We start from the raw sequence: 15,318 nt of genomic DNA, 5'->3' as shown, positions 1-15,318 counted from the left end.
CATGAGCGAGCTGTTATTAATTGATGATGACCAGGAGCTGTGTGAGCTCCTGAGCAGTTGGTTGAGCCAGGAAGGTTTTGTGGTCCGCGCCTGTCACGACGGCCAGAGTGCCCGCCGTGCGCTGGCCGAAACCTCACCCGCCGCGGTGGTGCTGGATGTGATGCTGCCTGACGGTAGTGGCCTGGAATTGCTCAAGCAACTGCGCAACGACCATCCGGACTTGCCCGTGCTGATGCTCTCGGCCCGGGGCGAACCGCTGGACCGCATCCTCGGCCTGGAACTCGGCGCCGACGATTACCTGGCCAAGCCCTGCGACCCGCGGGAACTGACAGCCCGGCTGCGCGCCGTTTTGCGCCGCAGTCATCCGACGGCAGTGTCCAGCCAGCTCGAACTCGGCGACCTGTGCTTCAGCCCGGTGCGCGGCGTGGTCAGCATCGATGAACAGGAATTCACCCTCACCGTCTCCGAAAGCCGCCTGCTCGAAGCCCTGATCAAGCAACCCGGCGAGCCCCTGGATAAACAGGAACTGGCGCAGATCGCCCTCGGTCGTAAACTGACCCTGTACGACCGCAGCCTGGACATGCACGTCAGCAACCTGCGCAAGAAGATCGGCCCGCATCCTGATGGCCGTCCGCGCATCGTGGCGCTGCGTAGTCGCGGTTACTACTACAGCCTCTGATCGGGATCTGCTGAACGCAAAAAATCCCCGTAGGAGCTGCCGAAGGCTGCGATCTTTTGATCTTGATCTTTGGCGGGGTTGAAAATCGCCAGGATCAAAAGATCGCAGCCTTCGGCAGCTCCTACCCGGACCGTGTGTAAATCGCCAGAATTGTCAGGTCGGCACAAAACTGTCTTTACCCAAGCTTTACGCTCCGCTGACCGCCGCTGACCTTGATCTCCGTAATCTGAACTCATCCGGAACGTACCGGGAACGAGACAAGGAGATTCACCATGCGCAAGACTCTTATCGCTCTGATGTTCGCCGCCGCCCTGCCGACCGTTGCCATGGCCATGCCTGAAGGTGCCGGCCCGATGGGTGGCCCGCTGGATGGCCCGCGCCACGGCGGTCAGATGCATGACATGCACGGCAAAGGCCCGTACAGCCAGCTGGACCTGAGCCGTGAACAGCGTGAGCAGATCCGCAAAATCATGGGCGAGCAGATGCATGATCGCAAACAACTGGTCGAGAAATACCTGGAGAAACTCTCCCCGGCTGACCAGAAAGCCATGAAAGACGAAATCGCCACCAAGCATCAGAAAACCCAGGCCGATGTACGCGCCGTGCTGAAACCGGATCAACAGAAGAAATTCGACGAGATCCAGAAAAAACAGGCCGAGCGTCGCGCCGAGTGGGCTGAGTTCAAGGCCTGGAAAGCGCAACAGCCGCAAAAAGCGCAATAATGCGTTAACCCCGGACCCAACGGCCAACACCGTTGGGTCTTTTGCCATTCTGTTCAATGTGGAAGCCAACCCCCTGTAGGAGCGAGGCTTGCCCGCGAAAACGATTTAACATTCAACATCGCTGTTGATCATGAAATCGCCTTCGCGGGCAAGCCTCGCTCCTACAGGGGTGGGGTTCGCTCCCACATGGGATTTGTGTTTGCTTGAGGATTTTCTGTGCGCTCATTGTTCTGGCGTATTCTGGCCAGCTTCTGGCTGGCCATCGCTCTGGTTGCAGGGCTTTCGATTCTGCTGGGGCACATGCTCAATCAGGATGCGTGGATCCTCAGCCGTCATCCGGGCCTCAACACCCTGGCCGAAGAGTGGACGCAAACCTACGAAGCCCAAGGCGAAGAAGCGGCTCAGGACATCCTCGAACAACGCAAACGCCAATATCACATCGACGTCCAGGTGCTCAACGAGAGCGGCGACCCAGTGGTGCGTGGCACTTTCCCGCGTCGCGCCGCCGCATTTGAAGCGCGGCAGAACGACGATGACCGTCGCCTTCCGTGGCGCCGCCTGACCGCTGAATACACCAGCGACAAAACCGGCAACACCTACCTGCTGATCTACCGCATCCCGCACCCGGAACTGGATTCCTGGCACCGCGAAAGCCTGCTCTGGCCGCTGAGTGCGCTTGGCATCGCGTTGGTAGTACTGACTTTGTTTAGCCTGCTGGTGACGCTCTCGATCACCCGCCCACTCAGCCGTTTGCGCGGCGCGGTGCATGACCTGGGGCAAACCACTTACCAGCAGAACAGCCTGGTGAAACTGGCCAACCGCCGCGATGAATTCGGCGTGCTGGCCAACGATTTCAACCGCATGGGTGCGCGCCTGCAAAGCCTGATCGGCAGCCAGCGCCAATTGCTGCGGGACGTGTCCCATGAATTGCGCTCCCCGCTGGCCCGATTGCGCATTGCCCTGGCCTTGGCCGAGCGGGCCAATCCTGAGGAACGGGAAAAACTCTGGCCGCGCCTGACGCGTGAATGTGACCGACTGGAAGCGCTGATCAGCGAAATCCTGGTCCTGGCGCGAGTGGATGCGGATAACGCCAGTGCCGAAGACGTCGATCTCAACGCCTTGCTGCACACCCTGCAAAAGGACGCGCAATTGGGCTTTCCGGAACAAACCGTGCGCCTGGAAGCCGAGCCGCAGCTGAATCTCAAAGGCTGGCCGACCATGATCGAGCGCGCCGTGGACAACCTGTTGCGCAATGCCCAGCGCTTTAACCCGGTGGATCAACCGATTGAAATGCAGGCCTCACGCCAGGGCGAACGGATGGTGGTGAGCGTGCGCGACCACGGGCCGGGGGTCGAGGCCGAGCACTTGAACCTGCTGGGCGAACCGTTCTACCGCGCGCCGGGGCAGACAGCAGCCGGGCATGGCCTGGGGCTGGCCATTGCACGCCGAGCCGCGGAACGGCATGGCGGCAGCCTGGTGCTGGCTAATCACCCGGACGGCGGGTTTATCGCCAGTCTGGAATTACCGTTGGTGCCGGGGGCTGTGGTTCAGCCCTAAAAATGGGTGATGCGAAAAGATCGCAGCCTCGTTGCACTCGACAGCTCCTACGGGCATTCACATAACACCTGTAGGAGCTGTCGAGTGCAACGAGGCTGCGATCTCTTGATCTTTAAGCCTTACCAGGCCAGGCGCTGACGAATTCGGCCAGATCAACCTTCTCTGCCACCCGCGGCTCTTTCTGCGGTGTGCCAAGATAAAGGAATGCAATCACCTCTTCCCCGTCCGCCAACCCCAAGCCCTTGGCCACATGCGCCGAGTAAGCCAGTTCACCGGTACGCCACACCGCGCCAATCCCCTGGGCATACGCCGCCAGCAAAATCCCATGCGCCGCACACCCCGCCGCCAACAGTTGCTCGGACTTCGGGTATTTGACGTGATCCTGCAACCGCGCAATCACCACCACCACCAACGGCGCGCGCAGCGGACCATTGCGCGCCTTGTCCAGCACCGCTTCGGGCGCTTCGCTGTCCTGCAACTTCGCCGCTTCAGCCAGCAACTCACCCATTTGCTCACGTGCCGCGCCTTCGACGGTCAGGAAGCGCCAAGGCTGCAAATGGCCGTGGTCCGGCGCACGCAATGCAGCGCCAAACAGCACTTCCCGCTGCTCGGCGGTAGGGGCCGGTTCGACCAGTCGGGGAACGGAAACACGGTTGAGCAAAGCGTCGAGAGCCTGCATCGGCCACCTCCTGAAAAAAATGTTTGGCTATTCTAGCTGCAACCCTGCGGGAGTGCCGGTTTACATGGCAGACCTCACAGGTAGAATGGCGCCCTCCCCACTTTCAGCCCGAGCGGACTTCATGGCGTTGCCGACCTTACGGACTATTGGTTTCATCATCGGCATCTTCCTGATCACGCTGGCCATCGCCATGGTCGTGCCCATGGCCACGCTGGTGATTTTCGACCGCACCGGCGACCTGCCATCGTTCCTCTGGGCCAGCATGATTACCTTCGTCGCCGGCCTGGCGCTGGTCATTCCCGGACGCCCCGAACACGTACACCTGCGCCCTCGGGACATGTACTTGCTGACCGTCAGCAGTTGGCTGGTGGTGTGCATCTTCGCCGCGCTGCCGTTCCTGCTGACCCAGCACATCAGCTACACCGACTCGTTCTTCGAAAGCATGTCCGGCATCACCGCCACCGGGTCGACCGTGCTCACGGGCCTGGACAGAATGTCTCCCGGCATCCTGATGTGGCGCTCGTTGCTGCACTGGATCGGCGGCATCGGCTTTATCGGTATGGCGGTGGCGATTCTGCCGCTGTTGCGCATCGGCGGCATGCGGCTGTTCCAGACCGAGTCGTCGGACCGCTCCGAAAAAGTCATGCCCCGCTCGCACATGGTGGCGCGCCTGATCGTGGCGGCCTACGTCGGCATCACCATCATCGGCAGCCTGGCGTTCTGGTGGGCCGGAATGAGCCTGTTCGATGCGATCAACCACGCGATGTCGGCGATTTCCACCGGCGGGTTCTCCACTTCCGACGAGTCCCTGGCCCACTGGAAACAACCGGCGGTGCACTGGGTCGCGGTAGTGATCATGATTCTCGGTAGCCTGCCGTTCACCCTGTACGTGGCGACTTTGCGCGGTAACCGCAGGGCGTTGATCAAGGATCAGCAGGTCCAGGGTTTGCTCGGCATGTTGCTGGTGACCTGGCTGGTGCTCGGCACCTGGTATTGGTGGACCACCAACCTGCATTGGCTGGAGGCGTTGCGGCATGTGGCGCTGAACGTGACGTCGGTGGTCACGACCACGGGGTTTGCACTCGGGGACTACAGCCTGTGGGGCAATTTCTCGCTGATGCTGTTCTTTTACCTGGGCTTTGTCGGCGGCTGTTCAGGCTCGACGGCGGGCGGGATCAAGATTTTCCGTTTCCAGGTCGCCTACATCCTGCTCAAGGCCAACCTTAACCAGTTGATTCACCCACGAGCGGTGATCAAGCAGAAGTACAACGGTCACCGGCTCGACGAAGAAATCGTGCGTTCGATCCTGACCTTTTCGTTCTTCTTCGCCATCACCATCTGCGTGATCGCGCTGCTGCTTTCACTGCTGGGCGTGGACTGGATGACCGCACTGACCGGCGCGGCGAGCACCGTGTCCGGCGTCGGTCCCGGCCTGGGCGAGACCATTGGCCCGGCGGGCAACTTCGCCACCCTGCCGGACGCTGCCAAGTGGATTCTCTCGTTCGGCATGCTGCTGGGCCGACTGGAGATTATTACGGTGTTCGTTCTGTGTATTCCGGCGTTCTGGCGTCACTGACCTGCTTGGGCGCATCCATCAAACGCGCCCGGTACTCGCCGGGCGTCGCGTCGAACCAGCGGCGGAAGGCGCGGAAGAAGTTACTCGGGTCGGCAAACCCCAGCAGGTAGGCAATTTCCAGCAGGGTCATGCTGGGCTGCGCCAGGTATTGCTCGGCCAGTTCGCGGCGGGTGTCGTCGAGCAAGGTCTGGAAACTCGTGCCCTCTTCCTGCAAGCGTCGCTGCAAGGTGCGTTGCGACAGGTGCAATGTCTGCGCCACCGTATCGCGCTTGGGTTCGCCCTGGGGCAGCAAACGGCATAGCACCTGCCGGGCCTTGTGGGTCACGCGACTTTCAGAAAATCGCGCCAAGTATTCGCCGGCAAACCGGTCATGCAGCAACGCCATCGCCTCGTTCGCTGTGGGCAGCGGCGCCTCCATGTCAGCACGCTCGAAGATCAACGCATCGTAAGGCGCGTTGAACACCAACGGCGCGTGAAAGGCTTGTTTATAGGGTTCGAGATCGGCGGGTTCATCGCCCTGCACCAACACCTTGCGCGGTTGCAGGGTGCGGCCGGTCAACCAGCCGCACAGCGCCAGGGCGCAGGCCAGTGAGGCTTCGGCGCTTTGCCGGGTTGGCGGCAGGTGGTCACCATGCACCGTCAGGATCAGCGCATAGCCTTCTTCCAACAGGCGGAAACTCAGGTCAGCACTTTCGGCGATGATCCGCTGATAGCGCACCAACCGCTGGAAACCTTCGGCCAGGGTCTGACTGGACATCAGCGCGTAGCCGGCGACATGAAAGGATGCCGGTCGCACCACTTTGCCCATGTTCAGGCCGATTGCCGGGTTACCGGACAGCTCGACCGCGCGCTGCCAGAGCCGCGTCATGGAATCTTGTGGGAAGCGTGCATCCGGATCATCCAGTGCCGCGTAGTCGAGCCCCAGCTGTTTGAACAGAACCCGGCAATCCAGGCCGTCCATTTCCAGTGCTTTGACAATCCCCATCGCCCAGCTTGCAGAAGTCGTTCGTTCGCTCATGGCGTTTACTTACATGATGAGCCGCATCTCACGGCCAATTACCGAAGGATACTAAAGTGGCGCCCATTGTCACTGGCTGATGCCAATGATCACTCTAGACTCAAATAAGCTACCCGCAGAACAACTTGCCATCAGAACAATAACCACAGAGATCGCAGTCGTGGAAAACACCAAGCGTTTCAATAGCTTCGCTGAGTTCTACCCGCATTACCTCAGCGAACACAGCAACAGTACGTGCCGACGATTGCACTTTATTGGCACCACGCTGGTTATCTTCATTTTGGCGCTGACCATCGGCAAAGGCGCGTGGTTGCTGCTGATCGCCCTGCCGCTGGCCGGTTACAGCTTCGCCTGGGTCGGGCATTTCTTCTTCGAGAAGAATCGTCCTGCCACCTTCCAGCACCCGTTCTACAGCCTGCTCGGCGATTTCGTCATGTACCGCGACATGATTCTGGGCCGCGTGCCGTTCTAGGCTTGCCGGGCCAGCAAAGCGTCCCGTGCAGACAGTGCGCCAGTGGATCCAAGTTCTACACTCAATCCGTCACTTCGCAAATAAGAAGATCGCCGATGAACGCCAATGCCCGTTTCACCCACATGCAGGACGGCACGCAGGAAGACTGGGCGATCATCGCCGCAGACTTCAGTGCCTACGCACGACAATTGCCGACACGGATTGTGGCGCACCTGAAGTTGCTGGAGGGTGATTTTGGCGGGTTCCCGGTGGATCGCCTGACCCATTCGCTGCAAACCGCCACCCGTGCCTGGCGCGATGGCCGCGACGAGGAATACGTGGTCTGCGCCCTGCTGCATGACATCGGCGACACCCTCGGCTCCTACAACCACCCGGACATCGCCGCAGCGATCCTCAAGCCGTTCGTCAGCGCCGAGAATTTGTGGATGGTGGAGAAACACGGGATTTTCCAGGGTTACTACTTCTTCCATCACCTGGGCATGGATCGGCATCTGCGCGAGCAATTCAGCGGGCATCCGCAGTATCAGGCGACCATCGAATTCTGCGCCAAATACGATGCGGCGGCGTTTGATCCGGCGTATGAGACGCTGCCGCTGAGCTTCTTCGAGCCGATGATGGAACGGTTGTTTGCGCAGCCGAAAAATTCGATCTACAAGGCGGCGATGGAAGAACACGCGCCGGCATGAAGATCAAAAGATCGCAGCCTTCGGCAGCTCCTACAGGAGATCACATTCCCATGCAGGAGCTGCCGAAGGCTGCGATCTTTTGATTTTGCTGTTATGCCGGTTCGGCGACCTTCACCGCTTTCAACTCCGCCTCTCGCGCCTGGGCATCCGCCAACCGATACAGCTCGATGGTGCCGTCCCAGTGCTCGATCAACGCCGTGCACGATTCCACCCAGTCCCCGCAATTGAGGTAATCCACCCCGCCAACCTTGCGAATCTCGGCATGGTGAATGTGCCCGCACACCACGCCATGCAGCTCGCGCTTGACGCATTCGTGGGCGATGGCTTCTTCGAAGTCGCTGATGAAACTGACCGCGGTTTTCACCTTGTGCTTGAGGTACGCCGACAGCGACCAGTAACCGTAGCCATACCGGGCGCGCCAGTGATTGAGCCAGCGGTTGAGGGTCAGGGTGAATTCGTAGGCCGAGTCACCGAGAAAGGCCAGCCAACGGTGATAGCGAGTGATGACGTCGAACTGGTCGCCGTGGATCACCAGCAGATGCCGGCCATCGGCGGTCACGTGCACCGCCTCGTCCACCAACTGAATGTTGCCCAGGATCAGCTTCGAATAACGACGCAGGAATTCGTCGTGGTTGCCGGTGACGTAGATCACTTCGGTGCCGCGCTTGCTCATGGTCAACAAGCGACGGATCACGTTGGTGTGGGCCTGGGGCCAATACATGCCGCTGCGCAGTTTCCAGCCATCGATGATGTCACCCACCAGGTAGATCTTGTCGGTGTGGTAGCCCTTGAGAAACTGCGACAGGTGCTCGGCCTGGCAATCCCGGGTGCCCAAATGCACATCGGATATCCATAAGGTGCGAACACGTTGTTTACGACTGGGTTTGGCGAGCTCGGCGCTGGTCATAGGCAACCCTCTGGGATGTTTTTACAAGCTTGCGCCGGTCGGGTTAATTGCCCATGACAGTGACGAGTCAATCCTGTGACAGCGCCCGGCCGGTGTAGACTGGCCGCATCTTGCCAGGAGACCTGCGATGAGACCGATCCTCACGCTTCGCCAATACAGCCACGACCTGATCGTCCACAGCCACGACCACGCGCAACTGGTGTTCGGCTTGTCGGGCGCGCTGGATTTCGAGGTGGACGGCCAGGGCAGCCAGGTGGTGCAGCAGAGTTTCGTGGTGATCCCGGCCGGCATGCATCATGCCTGCGGCAGTCCCCATGGCAGTCGTTGCCTGGTGCTGGATGTGCCCGACGATCAGTGGATTGCCCAGTCGTTGGGGGAGCACGCCGACGCCAGCCGCCGCTTGCTCGACAACGCCGGACGCCTGCCGCTGGATGCCGGGCAAAGCCAGTTGGTCAGCTGGCTGGCGGGCAGTCCGGTGAGCGATCCGCTGATTGCCCAGCAAGGCGCGGTGCTGTTATTGGCCAGCCTCAACCACATCAAACCGGACGTCATTGGCGGGCGACGCCTGCCGTATGCGGCGCTGAATGCGCACATCGATCAGCATGCGGCCTATCCGCTGCAAGTGGCCGATCTGGCGCGCATCGCCGACCTCTCCAGCGCGCGCCTGCATGCGCGGTTCGTAGCGGAATGCGGACAGACGCCGATGGATTACATTCGCAGTCGGCGGCTGCACATTGCGGTGAGTTTGTTGCGCGATTCGGCGCTGCCTATTGGCGAGATCGCCAGCCGGGTTGGCTACAGCTCCCAGAGTGCGTTCGCGGCGGCGGTGTTGCGCGAATTTGGCGCTTCACCCGGAAAATTGCGCCGCGAGGCTGGCGACAAAAGTCGATAGTTTGCCGACAGACAATCCTGGCCTCACAGGTTTCAATGTAGGAGCTGCCGAAGGCTGCGATCTTTTGATCTTAAAAAGACAAAGTCAAAAGATCGCAGCCTTCGGCAGCTCCTACAGGTGATCGTCGTCGCCTGATTTATACGTTTTCCTAAGGACTCCAATGACTCCCCGTACCGCCCTTGGCGCCCTGCATATCGGCGCACTGATGTTTGGCCTGACCGGTGTGTTCGGCAAACTCGCGGCCGCCACCCCGGCGGTCATCGTCTTCGGTCGTGCGGCGTTCGCGGTGCTGGCGCTGGCGTTTTTTGCGCGGTTCGCCAGCAACACCCGCTGGCAGAAACTCGAAGCCGTGGACTGGCGCCGCCTGTTGCTCAGCGGCTTGCTGCTGGCCGGGCACTGGGTGAGTTTCTTCATTGCGGTAAAAGTCGCGGGAGTGGCGATTGCGACCCTGGGTTTTGCCAGCTTCCCGGCGTTTACCGTGATCCTCGAAGGGCTGATCTTCCGCGAGAAAATCCGCGCCAATGAAATCCTGCTGGTGGTGCTGGTCAGCGTGGGTCTGGTGCTGGTAACGCCGTCCTTCGACCTCGGCACCGGCGCGACCGTCGGCCTGCTCTGGGCAGTGGCTTCCGGTTTGCTGTTCGCCCTGCTGTCCCTGACCAACCGCGCCAGTTCCGCACGCATCCCGGCGGTGCAGGCTGCGCTGTGCCAGAACGTGGTGGTCGCGTTGTGCCTGCTGCCGGTTGCCGCGCCACAGTTGAGCGAAGTGCGCGCCCTCGACTGGTTGTGGATCGGCCTGCTCGGGGTGTTCTGCACCGGCGTTGCCCACAGTTTGTTTGTCGCCAGCCTGGCGGTGATCAAGGCGCGGACCGCCGCAGTGGTGTTCGCCCTGGAACCGGTCTACGGCATCACCATGGCCTGGCTGCTGTTCGATGAAAACCCGACGCTGCGTATGCTGCTCGGCGGCGCGTTGATCATCATCGCGATTGTGGTGTCCAGTCGCTTATCCGGCAGTTCGAGCAAGAAAGCCGTGGCCGCCGAAGCCGCCTCTCACTGAGTGCGATCGTTGTGCCCGAGGTCGCGGTCCGGGTCGATCTGATCCCGGACTCGCTGCTTCAGCACCTTGGCTTCCGGAAAACCGCCGTCCGCCTTGCGCTCCCAGATCTGCACCTCGTTACAAAAAATATGAAAGACCCCGCCCGTGCCCGGCACCAGCGACACTTTGCCCAAGTCATCGCCAAAGGTGCTGAGCAGTTCCTGGGCCAGCCAGGCCGCGCGCAACAGCCACTGGCATTGCGTGCAATAGGTGATGACGATTTCCGGTTTTTGCATGGTCATGATCGCTGAAACTCCTGAGCCAGAGGGGCGCCGCTATAATAGCCGCCTTTATCGCTTGCCCCGAGATTCACGATGCGCCGTTTACTGTACTGCCTGTTGCTTTGCCTCTTCCCTCTGATCGTCCAAGCTACTGACGCAGCCCGACCGAAAATCGGCCTGGTGCTGTCCGGCGGCGCGGCCCGTGGCCTGGCGCACATTGGCGTGCTCAAGGCGCTGGAAGAACAAGGCATCAAGATCGATGCGATCGCCGGCACCAGCATGGGCGCGGTGGTCGGCGGGTTGTACGCCTCGGGTTACAAGATCGATGAACTGGAAAAACTCGCTCTCAACATCGACTGGCAACAAGCCCTGTCCGACGCCCCGCCGCGCGAGGACGTGCCGTTCCGTCGCAAGCAGGATGACCGCGACTTCCTGGTCAAACAGAAACTGAGCTTTCGCGACGACGGCAGCCTCGGCCTGCCACTGGGCGTGATTCAAGGCCAGAACCTGGCGCTGCTGCTCGAAAGTTTGCTGGCCCACGCCAGTGACACTCGCGACTTTGACAAACTGCCGATCCCGTTCCGCGCGGTTGCCACCGACATTTCCACCGGCGAAAAAGTCGTGTTTCGCAAAGGCCACCTGCCCCAGGTGATCCGCGCCAGCATGTCGATCCCGGCGGTGTTCGCACCGGTCGAACTCGGGGGTCGGCTGCTGGTGGACGGCGGCATGACCGACAACATCCCGCTCGACGTCGCGCGGGAGATGGGTGTCGACATCGCCATCGTGGTCGACATCGGCACCCCGCTGCGCAACCGCAAACAGCTGACCACCGTGGTCGATGTGCTGAACCAGTCGATCACCCTGATGACCCGGCGCAACTCCGAAGAACAACTCGCCGCCCTGCACAAGGACGACGTGCTGATCCAGCCGTCACTGGCGAGTTTCGGCGTGACCGATTTCGGCCGCGCCCAGGACATGATCGACGCCGGTTACCGTGCGACCAAGGCCCTCGACGCACGCCTGGCGCAACTCAAACCGGCGCAACCGCTGGACGCCGAACTGTCCGCCGCCCGGGCTCCGAGCCAGCGCACGCCGATCATTACCGGGATCAAAGTGGAAAACGACTCGAAAGTCAGTGACGACGTGATCCGCTACTACATCCGCCAACACGTCGGCGAACCGCTGGACATCGGGCGGCTGCACACCGACATGGGCACCCTGTACGGCCTCGATTACTTCGAGCAAGTGCAATACCGCGTGGTGCACAAGGGCGACGATCACACCTTGGTGATCAGCGCGCGGGGTAAACGCAGCGGCACCGATTACCTGCGGGTCGGCTTGAACCTGTCGGACGATATGCGTGGCGACAGCGCGTTCAATCTCGGCGCGAGTTACCGGGTCAACGGCATCAACCGCCTCGGCGCCGAATGGCTGACCCGGGCGCAGATCGGCGACAAACAGGAACTCTACAGTGAGTTCTATCAACCGCTGGATGTCGGTTCACGCTACTTCATCGCGCCTTATGCAGCCTTTGAAGCGCAGAACGTCGACGCGGTCCTGGACAACGACCCGATCGCCCAATACCGCGTCGAACGTTATGGTTTTGGCCTGAATGTCGGCCGGCAGATTGGTAACAGCGGCGAGATTCGCTTTGGCGTCGGCGAGGCCTGGGGCAAGGCTGACGTGCGCATCGGCGATCAGGATCTGCCGAGTGAAAGCTTCAACGAGGGCTTTTACGAGCTGAAGTACTCGTTCGATTCGTTCGACAACGTCTACTTCCCCCACGAAGGCAAAGACATCGGCCTGGCGTTCCGGCAGTTCGAACCGGGCCTGGGCTCGGACAAGCGTTACCGCCAATGGGAGTTCAAACTGGACAAGGCCATGAGCAGCGGCCCGGACACCTTCATTCTGGGCGGGCGTTATGGCCGAACGCTGGACGATGCCAACGTCGTGACTTCGAGCTTCCTGCTCGGCGGCGCACGGCAGTTGTCGGGGTTTCGCGAGGATGCGATTTCCGGGCAGAACGTCAGCCTGATGCGCGGGGTTTACTATCGCCGCCTGACACCGCGTTCGTACCTGCCGCTGGATTTCCCGATGTATATCGGCGGGTCCCTGGAACGGGGTCGGGCGTGGAACAATGACAATGAGTTCGACAGCGGCTACATCAATGCGGCCAGTGTGTTCATCGGTTTTGATACGCCATTGGGACCATTGAACTTCAGTTATGGCTTCAATGATGCGGATGAACAGGCGGTGTATCTGAATTTGGGGCAGACGTTTTAGCCCGAGCACCACTGTGCCAATGTGGGAGCGGGCTTGCTCGCGAAAGCGGTGTGTCAGTCAACATAGATGTTGAAAGTTAAGCCGCCTTCGCGAGCAAGCCCGCTCCCACATTAGAGATGTAATGACCGCGCTAGCGGATGCCGGCCAATAAAGTCCGCGCTGTCTGCTTGAGCGGCTCGTCGCCCTCTTTGAGCAATTCGTTGAGCAACTCGATGGCGCTGTCCAGATCGCCGTCATCAATGCAGGTCTGGGCTTGTTCCAGCTTGCCGGCACCCGCTGGCACGAGCTCGGGCAGCGGTTCCAGTTCCAGCGACTGGCCGGGCTCGTTGAATGCGTCGAGAAAGTCGTCGTCCAGCGATTGCGCTTCGGGTTCGGCGCCCCACTCCAGCTCCGGTTCGCCCAACGCAGGCTCATCGGGCATTTCATAAACATCCGGCATCACATGCAGGTTTGAGGTGAACGCAGGTTCCTCCGGCAGCGGCGGTTTAGCCGTCGGCGAGGGTGAATCTTCGAAAGGGCTGACCAGATCCCAATTGGAATCCATCGACAGGTCGTCCAGGTTCAAATGGAAGTCATCGCCAGATGCCGCTTCGGGGACCACCGCCGCAACGGTCGCAATGACCGGCGCAATCGGCGCAATCGGCGCGACCGGTACGGCACTCGCCAGTTTAGGGAATCGGGCCCGGAGATCCGCCAGCTGCTGCGGGTCAACCCCGGCGTCAAGCAGGCTGCTTTCCTGGGCGTCATAAGCCGGTGTATCGCCCTGCTTGCCCAGCACTTCCAGCAGATGCAACGCCAGATCGGTGCGCTGCGGCTCCTTGGCCAATGCCTCACGCAACAGGCCCGCTGCTTCGGAGAATCGGCCATAGGCCATGTAGATGCCAACCCCTTCCAGCACATCGCCGGCCGGCGTCTCTTCGCGATGATCGGGAAGCGGCGCGGCGACACGGACAGCGTTTGGCGGGATCTCACGCTCAGGTTCATCGTGCAGCGGCGCGGTCGATAACGGTTCGGTCAGCGCTTGCTGGCGTTGCCGGCGAACAAACAGCCCGAGCAACACCAGCAGCGCCAGCGCCAGCACTCCTGCAATCAACAACCAATTGCTGCTCTCGGGTTCTTCAACCACAACCGGCGCAGGTGCCACGGCGGCGACAGGTGCGGCAGCAGGTTTCTGCGCGACCTCGGCCAAGCGCGTCTGCAAGTCGCTGACCTGCTTGCGCTCATCGGCGATCTGCTCGTCCTGAGTCTTGATCCGGGCATTCAACTCTTCAATGGTTTTTTGCATCTGCTGGTTTTGCAGGACGCTGGCGGCCAGTTGTTCGGCGACCTCATCATTCGCGGGCGCGACCGGTGGTGCAGCGCTTGCGGTGGGCGCTGGGGCCTTGCTCTTGGATAGCGCTTTCGGCGCCGGGGTCGGTTCGACGCTCGGGAACCCGGAGGTCGGTTCTTTGGCCGAGGGTTCGTCCGTCGCGGGAACAATCCCCGGAGAACCCGGCGGATCGATCAACACCGTGTATTCGCGCAGCAAACGACCGTTGGGCTGATTGAGCTGCACGAGGAAATTCAGAAAGGGTTCATTGACCGGTTTGCTGGAGGTCACCCGGATCAGCGTGCGACTGCCCCGCAGGATCGGTGAGAATTTCAGGTTATTGAGGAAGAACACCCGTTCGACGCCGGCCCGGCTGAACTCGTCGGCCGTGGCCAGGCTGATCGAAAGATCGCTTTCTGCCAGGCCCGCCGCATCTACCAGAGCAATATCGGCGCTGAACGGTTGACTCAGCGCCGAATGCACGGTGATGTCACCCAAGCCCAGGGCCGGAGCCAATGCCGAGTAAGTGACCGCACCACCGACCAGAAGCAGTTGGGTGCAATAGCGCAAAACCACGTGCCAACTCTCGAGCATGAGCATCCCTTAGATTAAGCAGAACCAACCTGTACGCGTTCGCACATCCGGTACGAACACGATATTGCCTAGTAGTTCTTTATAGTCTGCCCAACGGGGTATCTCAAAAACACGGCGTAAGGTTTTGCCTCAAGACTTTTCGAGGTTGGCCAGGATGTGACCGTGAACACGCATGCAGACCTTCAGATCAGCCTCATCGACGCCTTCGAACAGCTCGTGGCGCAGTTGAGTCGCAATGGTTTCAATCTGTTCGATCAATGGCCGGGCCGGGGCACAGAGGACGATTTTTTTCGCCCGACGGTCTTCCAGCACTGATTGGCGTTGCACCAGGCCCTGGGTTTCCAGGCTGTCGAGCAGCCGGGCCAGGGTCGGCCCTTCGACGCCGACGCTCTGCGCCAGTTCGCGCTGGGTCGGGGCTTCCTCGAAACGCGCCAGGTGCAGCAGCACCAGCCAACGGGCCTGAGAAAGTCCCAGACCGGCCAGGCGGCGATCCAGTTCGGCACGCCAGCCACGAGACATCTGGGCCAGTTGCATGCCAAAGCGGTGTTGATCGGTTAACGGCATAGAAAACTCATGATTAGACTGAAATAGAGAAAAACTAATTATTAGTCAGCTAAGCATGACCTTTCG

The 15,318-nt window shown here is 60.8% G+C and carries 15 protein-coding genes; 9 read left to right on the top strand and 6 right to left on the bottom strand.

The genetic code is table 11. From position 1 onward, the window contains the following. Position 1: 1 nt before the first annotated feature. The 3 genes from LOY68_RS08095 to LOY68_RS08085 all read left to right on the top strand — a co-directional run bounded on the left by LOY68_RS08095 (position 2) and on the right by LOY68_RS08085 (position 2,958). Complete coding sequence (locus LOY68_RS08095) at positions 2–679, top strand: response regulator transcription factor (protein WP_054049215.1); 678 nt, start codon at positions 2–4, stop codon at positions 677–679. 272 nt (positions 680–951) lie between these two features. Beyond that, on the top strand, positions 952–1,401 hold the full coding sequence (locus LOY68_RS08090; RefSeq protein ID WP_265044065.1) for a Spy/CpxP family protein refolding chaperone: 450 nt from the start codon (positions 952–954) through the stop codon (positions 1,399–1,401). Between the two features lie 216 nt (positions 1,402–1,617). Beyond that, positions 1,618–2,958, top strand: a complete 1,341-nt coding sequence (locus LOY68_RS08085) for a sensor histidine kinase (RefSeq protein ID WP_265044064.1) — start codon at positions 1,618–1,620, stop codon at positions 2,956–2,958. A 112-nt stretch (positions 2,959–3,070) separates the two neighbouring features. Here the strand turns inward: LOY68_RS08085 and LOY68_RS08080 are convergent, their stop codons facing one another. Then, complete coding sequence (locus LOY68_RS08080; protein ID WP_163909030.1) at positions 3,071–3,637, bottom strand: nitroreductase family protein; 567 nt, start codon at positions 3,635–3,637, stop codon at positions 3,071–3,073. Between the two features lie 121 nt (positions 3,638–3,758). On the opposite strand from LOY68_RS08080, the gene LOY68_RS08075 reads away from it, so the two are divergent. Beyond that, positions 3,759–5,213 carry a TrkH family potassium uptake protein gene (locus LOY68_RS08075; protein ID WP_265044062.1) on the top strand — a complete coding sequence of 485 codons (1,455 nt, stop codon included), beginning with the start codon at positions 3,759–3,761 and terminating at the stop codon, positions 5,211–5,213. Here the strand turns inward: LOY68_RS08075 and LOY68_RS08070 are convergent. Further along, positions 5,170–6,231 (bottom strand): AraC family transcriptional regulator, encoded by a 1,062-nt coding sequence (locus LOY68_RS08070; protein ID WP_204280787.1) that lies wholly within the window; start codon positions 6,229–6,231, stop codon positions 5,170–5,172. The genes LOY68_RS08075 and LOY68_RS08070 overlap by 44 nt on opposite strands. Positions 6,232–6,391: 160 nt before the next feature. On the opposite strand from LOY68_RS08070, the gene LOY68_RS08065 reads away from it, so the two are divergent. After that, positions 6,392–6,703, top strand: a complete 312-nt coding sequence (locus tag LOY68_RS08065; protein WP_123509084.1) for a DUF962 domain-containing protein — start codon at positions 6,392–6,394, stop codon at positions 6,701–6,703. Positions 6,704–6,798: 95 nt separating this feature from the next. Further along, entirely contained in the window at positions 6,799–7,389 is a 591-nt protein-coding gene (locus tag LOY68_RS08060; RefSeq protein WP_054615784.1) for an HD domain-containing protein, read from the top strand. Positions 7,390–7,480: 91 nt separating this feature from the next. On the opposite strand, the gene LOY68_RS08055 is transcribed toward LOY68_RS08060, so the two are convergent. After that, a complete protein-coding gene (locus tag LOY68_RS08055; protein ID WP_054049199.1) occupies positions 7,481–8,296 on the bottom strand; it encodes a UDP-2,3-diacylglucosamine diphosphatase in 816 nt (271 codons plus the stop codon). Positions 8,297–8,423: 127 nt separating this feature from the next. Between LOY68_RS08055 and LOY68_RS08050 the strand changes: the two genes are divergently transcribed. Both LOY68_RS08050 and LOY68_RS08045 read left to right on the top strand, forming a co-directional pair. Continuing rightward, positions 8,424–9,188 (top strand): helix-turn-helix transcriptional regulator, encoded by a 765-nt coding sequence (locus LOY68_RS08050; RefSeq protein ID WP_054049197.1) that lies wholly within the window; start codon positions 8,424–8,426, stop codon positions 9,186–9,188. Between the two features lie 160 nt (positions 9,189–9,348). Continuing rightward, positions 9,349–10,242 (top strand): DMT family transporter, encoded by an 894-nt coding sequence (locus tag LOY68_RS08045; protein ID WP_054049195.1) that lies wholly within the window; start codon positions 9,349–9,351, stop codon positions 10,240–10,242. On the opposite strand, the gene LOY68_RS08040 is transcribed toward LOY68_RS08045, so the two are convergent. Then, positions 10,236–10,523, bottom strand: coding sequence for a SelT/SelW/SelH family protein (locus LOY68_RS08040; protein WP_054049193.1), 288 nt, complete (start codon positions 10,521–10,523; stop codon positions 10,236–10,238). The two genes, LOY68_RS08045 and LOY68_RS08040, sit on opposite strands and share 7 nt — an antisense overlap. Positions 10,524–10,595: 72 nt before the next feature. Between LOY68_RS08040 and LOY68_RS08035 the strand changes: the two genes are divergently transcribed. Further along, positions 10,596–12,785 carry a patatin-like phospholipase family protein gene (locus LOY68_RS08035; RefSeq protein WP_265044056.1) on the top strand — a complete coding sequence of 730 codons (2,190 nt, stop codon included), beginning with the start codon at positions 10,596–10,598 and terminating at the stop codon, positions 12,783–12,785. A gap of 130 nt (positions 12,786–12,915) precedes the next feature. Here the strand turns inward: LOY68_RS08035 and LOY68_RS08030 are convergent, their stop codons facing one another. Continuing rightward, entirely contained in the window at positions 12,916–14,688 is a 1,773-nt protein-coding gene (locus LOY68_RS08030; protein WP_265044054.1) for a FimV/HubP family polar landmark protein, read from the bottom strand. Positions 14,689–14,817: 129 nt separating this feature from the next. Further along, on the bottom strand, positions 14,818–15,252 hold the full coding sequence (locus tag LOY68_RS08025; protein WP_054049187.1) for a MarR family transcriptional regulator: 435 nt from the start codon (positions 15,250–15,252) through the stop codon (positions 14,818–14,820). Between the last annotated feature and the right edge of the window lie 66 nt (positions 15,253–15,318).

The sequence above is a fragment of the Pseudomonas sp. B21-053 genome, from assembly GCF_026016365.1.
GTDB classification, from domain to species: domain Bacteria; phylum Pseudomonadota; class Gammaproteobacteria; order Pseudomonadales; family Pseudomonadaceae; genus Aquipseudomonas; species Aquipseudomonas nunensis.
This window is presented reverse-complemented; position numbering and strand designations above follow the sequence as displayed.

What these genes read in the sequence shown, in the direction of transcription:
- LOY68_RS08030 (WP_265044054.1), bottom strand. Translation starts at nt 14,688, where the DNA reads ATGCTCGAGAGTTGGCACGTGGTTTTGCGCTATTGCACCCAACTGCTT.
- LOY68_RS08040 (WP_054049193.1), bottom strand. Translation starts at nt 10,523, where the DNA reads ATGACCATGCAAAAACCGGAAATCGTCATCACCTATTGCACGCAATGC.
- LOY68_RS08025 (WP_054049187.1), bottom strand. Translation starts at nt 15,252, where the DNA reads ATGCCGTTAACCGATCAACACCGCTTTGGCATGCAACTGGCCCAGATG.
- LOY68_RS08070 (WP_204280787.1), bottom strand. Translation starts at nt 6,231, where the DNA reads ATGAGCGAACGAACGACTTCTGCAAGCTGGGCGATGGGGATTGTCAAA.
- LOY68_RS08075 (WP_265044062.1), top strand. Translation starts at nt 3,759, where the DNA reads ATGGCGTTGCCGACCTTACGGACTATTGGTTTCATCATCGGCATCTTC.
- LOY68_RS08035 (WP_265044056.1), top strand. Translation starts at nt 10,596, where the DNA reads ATGCGCCGTTTACTGTACTGCCTGTTGCTTTGCCTCTTCCCTCTGATC.
- LOY68_RS08055 (WP_054049199.1), bottom strand. Translation starts at nt 8,296, where the DNA reads ATGACCAGCGCCGAGCTCGCCAAACCCAGTCGTAAACAACGTGTTCGC.
- LOY68_RS08080 (WP_163909030.1), bottom strand. Translation starts at nt 3,637, where the DNA reads ATGCAGGCTCTCGACGCTTTGCTCAACCGTGTTTCCGTTCCCCGACTG.
- LOY68_RS08060 (WP_054615784.1), top strand. Translation starts at nt 6,799, where the DNA reads ATGAACGCCAATGCCCGTTTCACCCACATGCAGGACGGCACGCAGGAA.
- LOY68_RS08050 (WP_054049197.1), top strand. Translation starts at nt 8,424, where the DNA reads ATGAGACCGATCCTCACGCTTCGCCAATACAGCCACGACCTGATCGTC.
- LOY68_RS08095 (WP_054049215.1), top strand. Translation starts at nt 2, where the DNA reads ATGAGCGAGCTGTTATTAATTGATGATGACCAGGAGCTGTGTGAGCTC.
- LOY68_RS08045 (WP_054049195.1), top strand. Translation starts at nt 9,349, where the DNA reads ATGACTCCCCGTACCGCCCTTGGCGCCCTGCATATCGGCGCACTGATG.
- LOY68_RS08090 (WP_265044065.1), top strand. Translation starts at nt 952, where the DNA reads ATGCGCAAGACTCTTATCGCTCTGATGTTCGCCGCCGCCCTGCCGACC.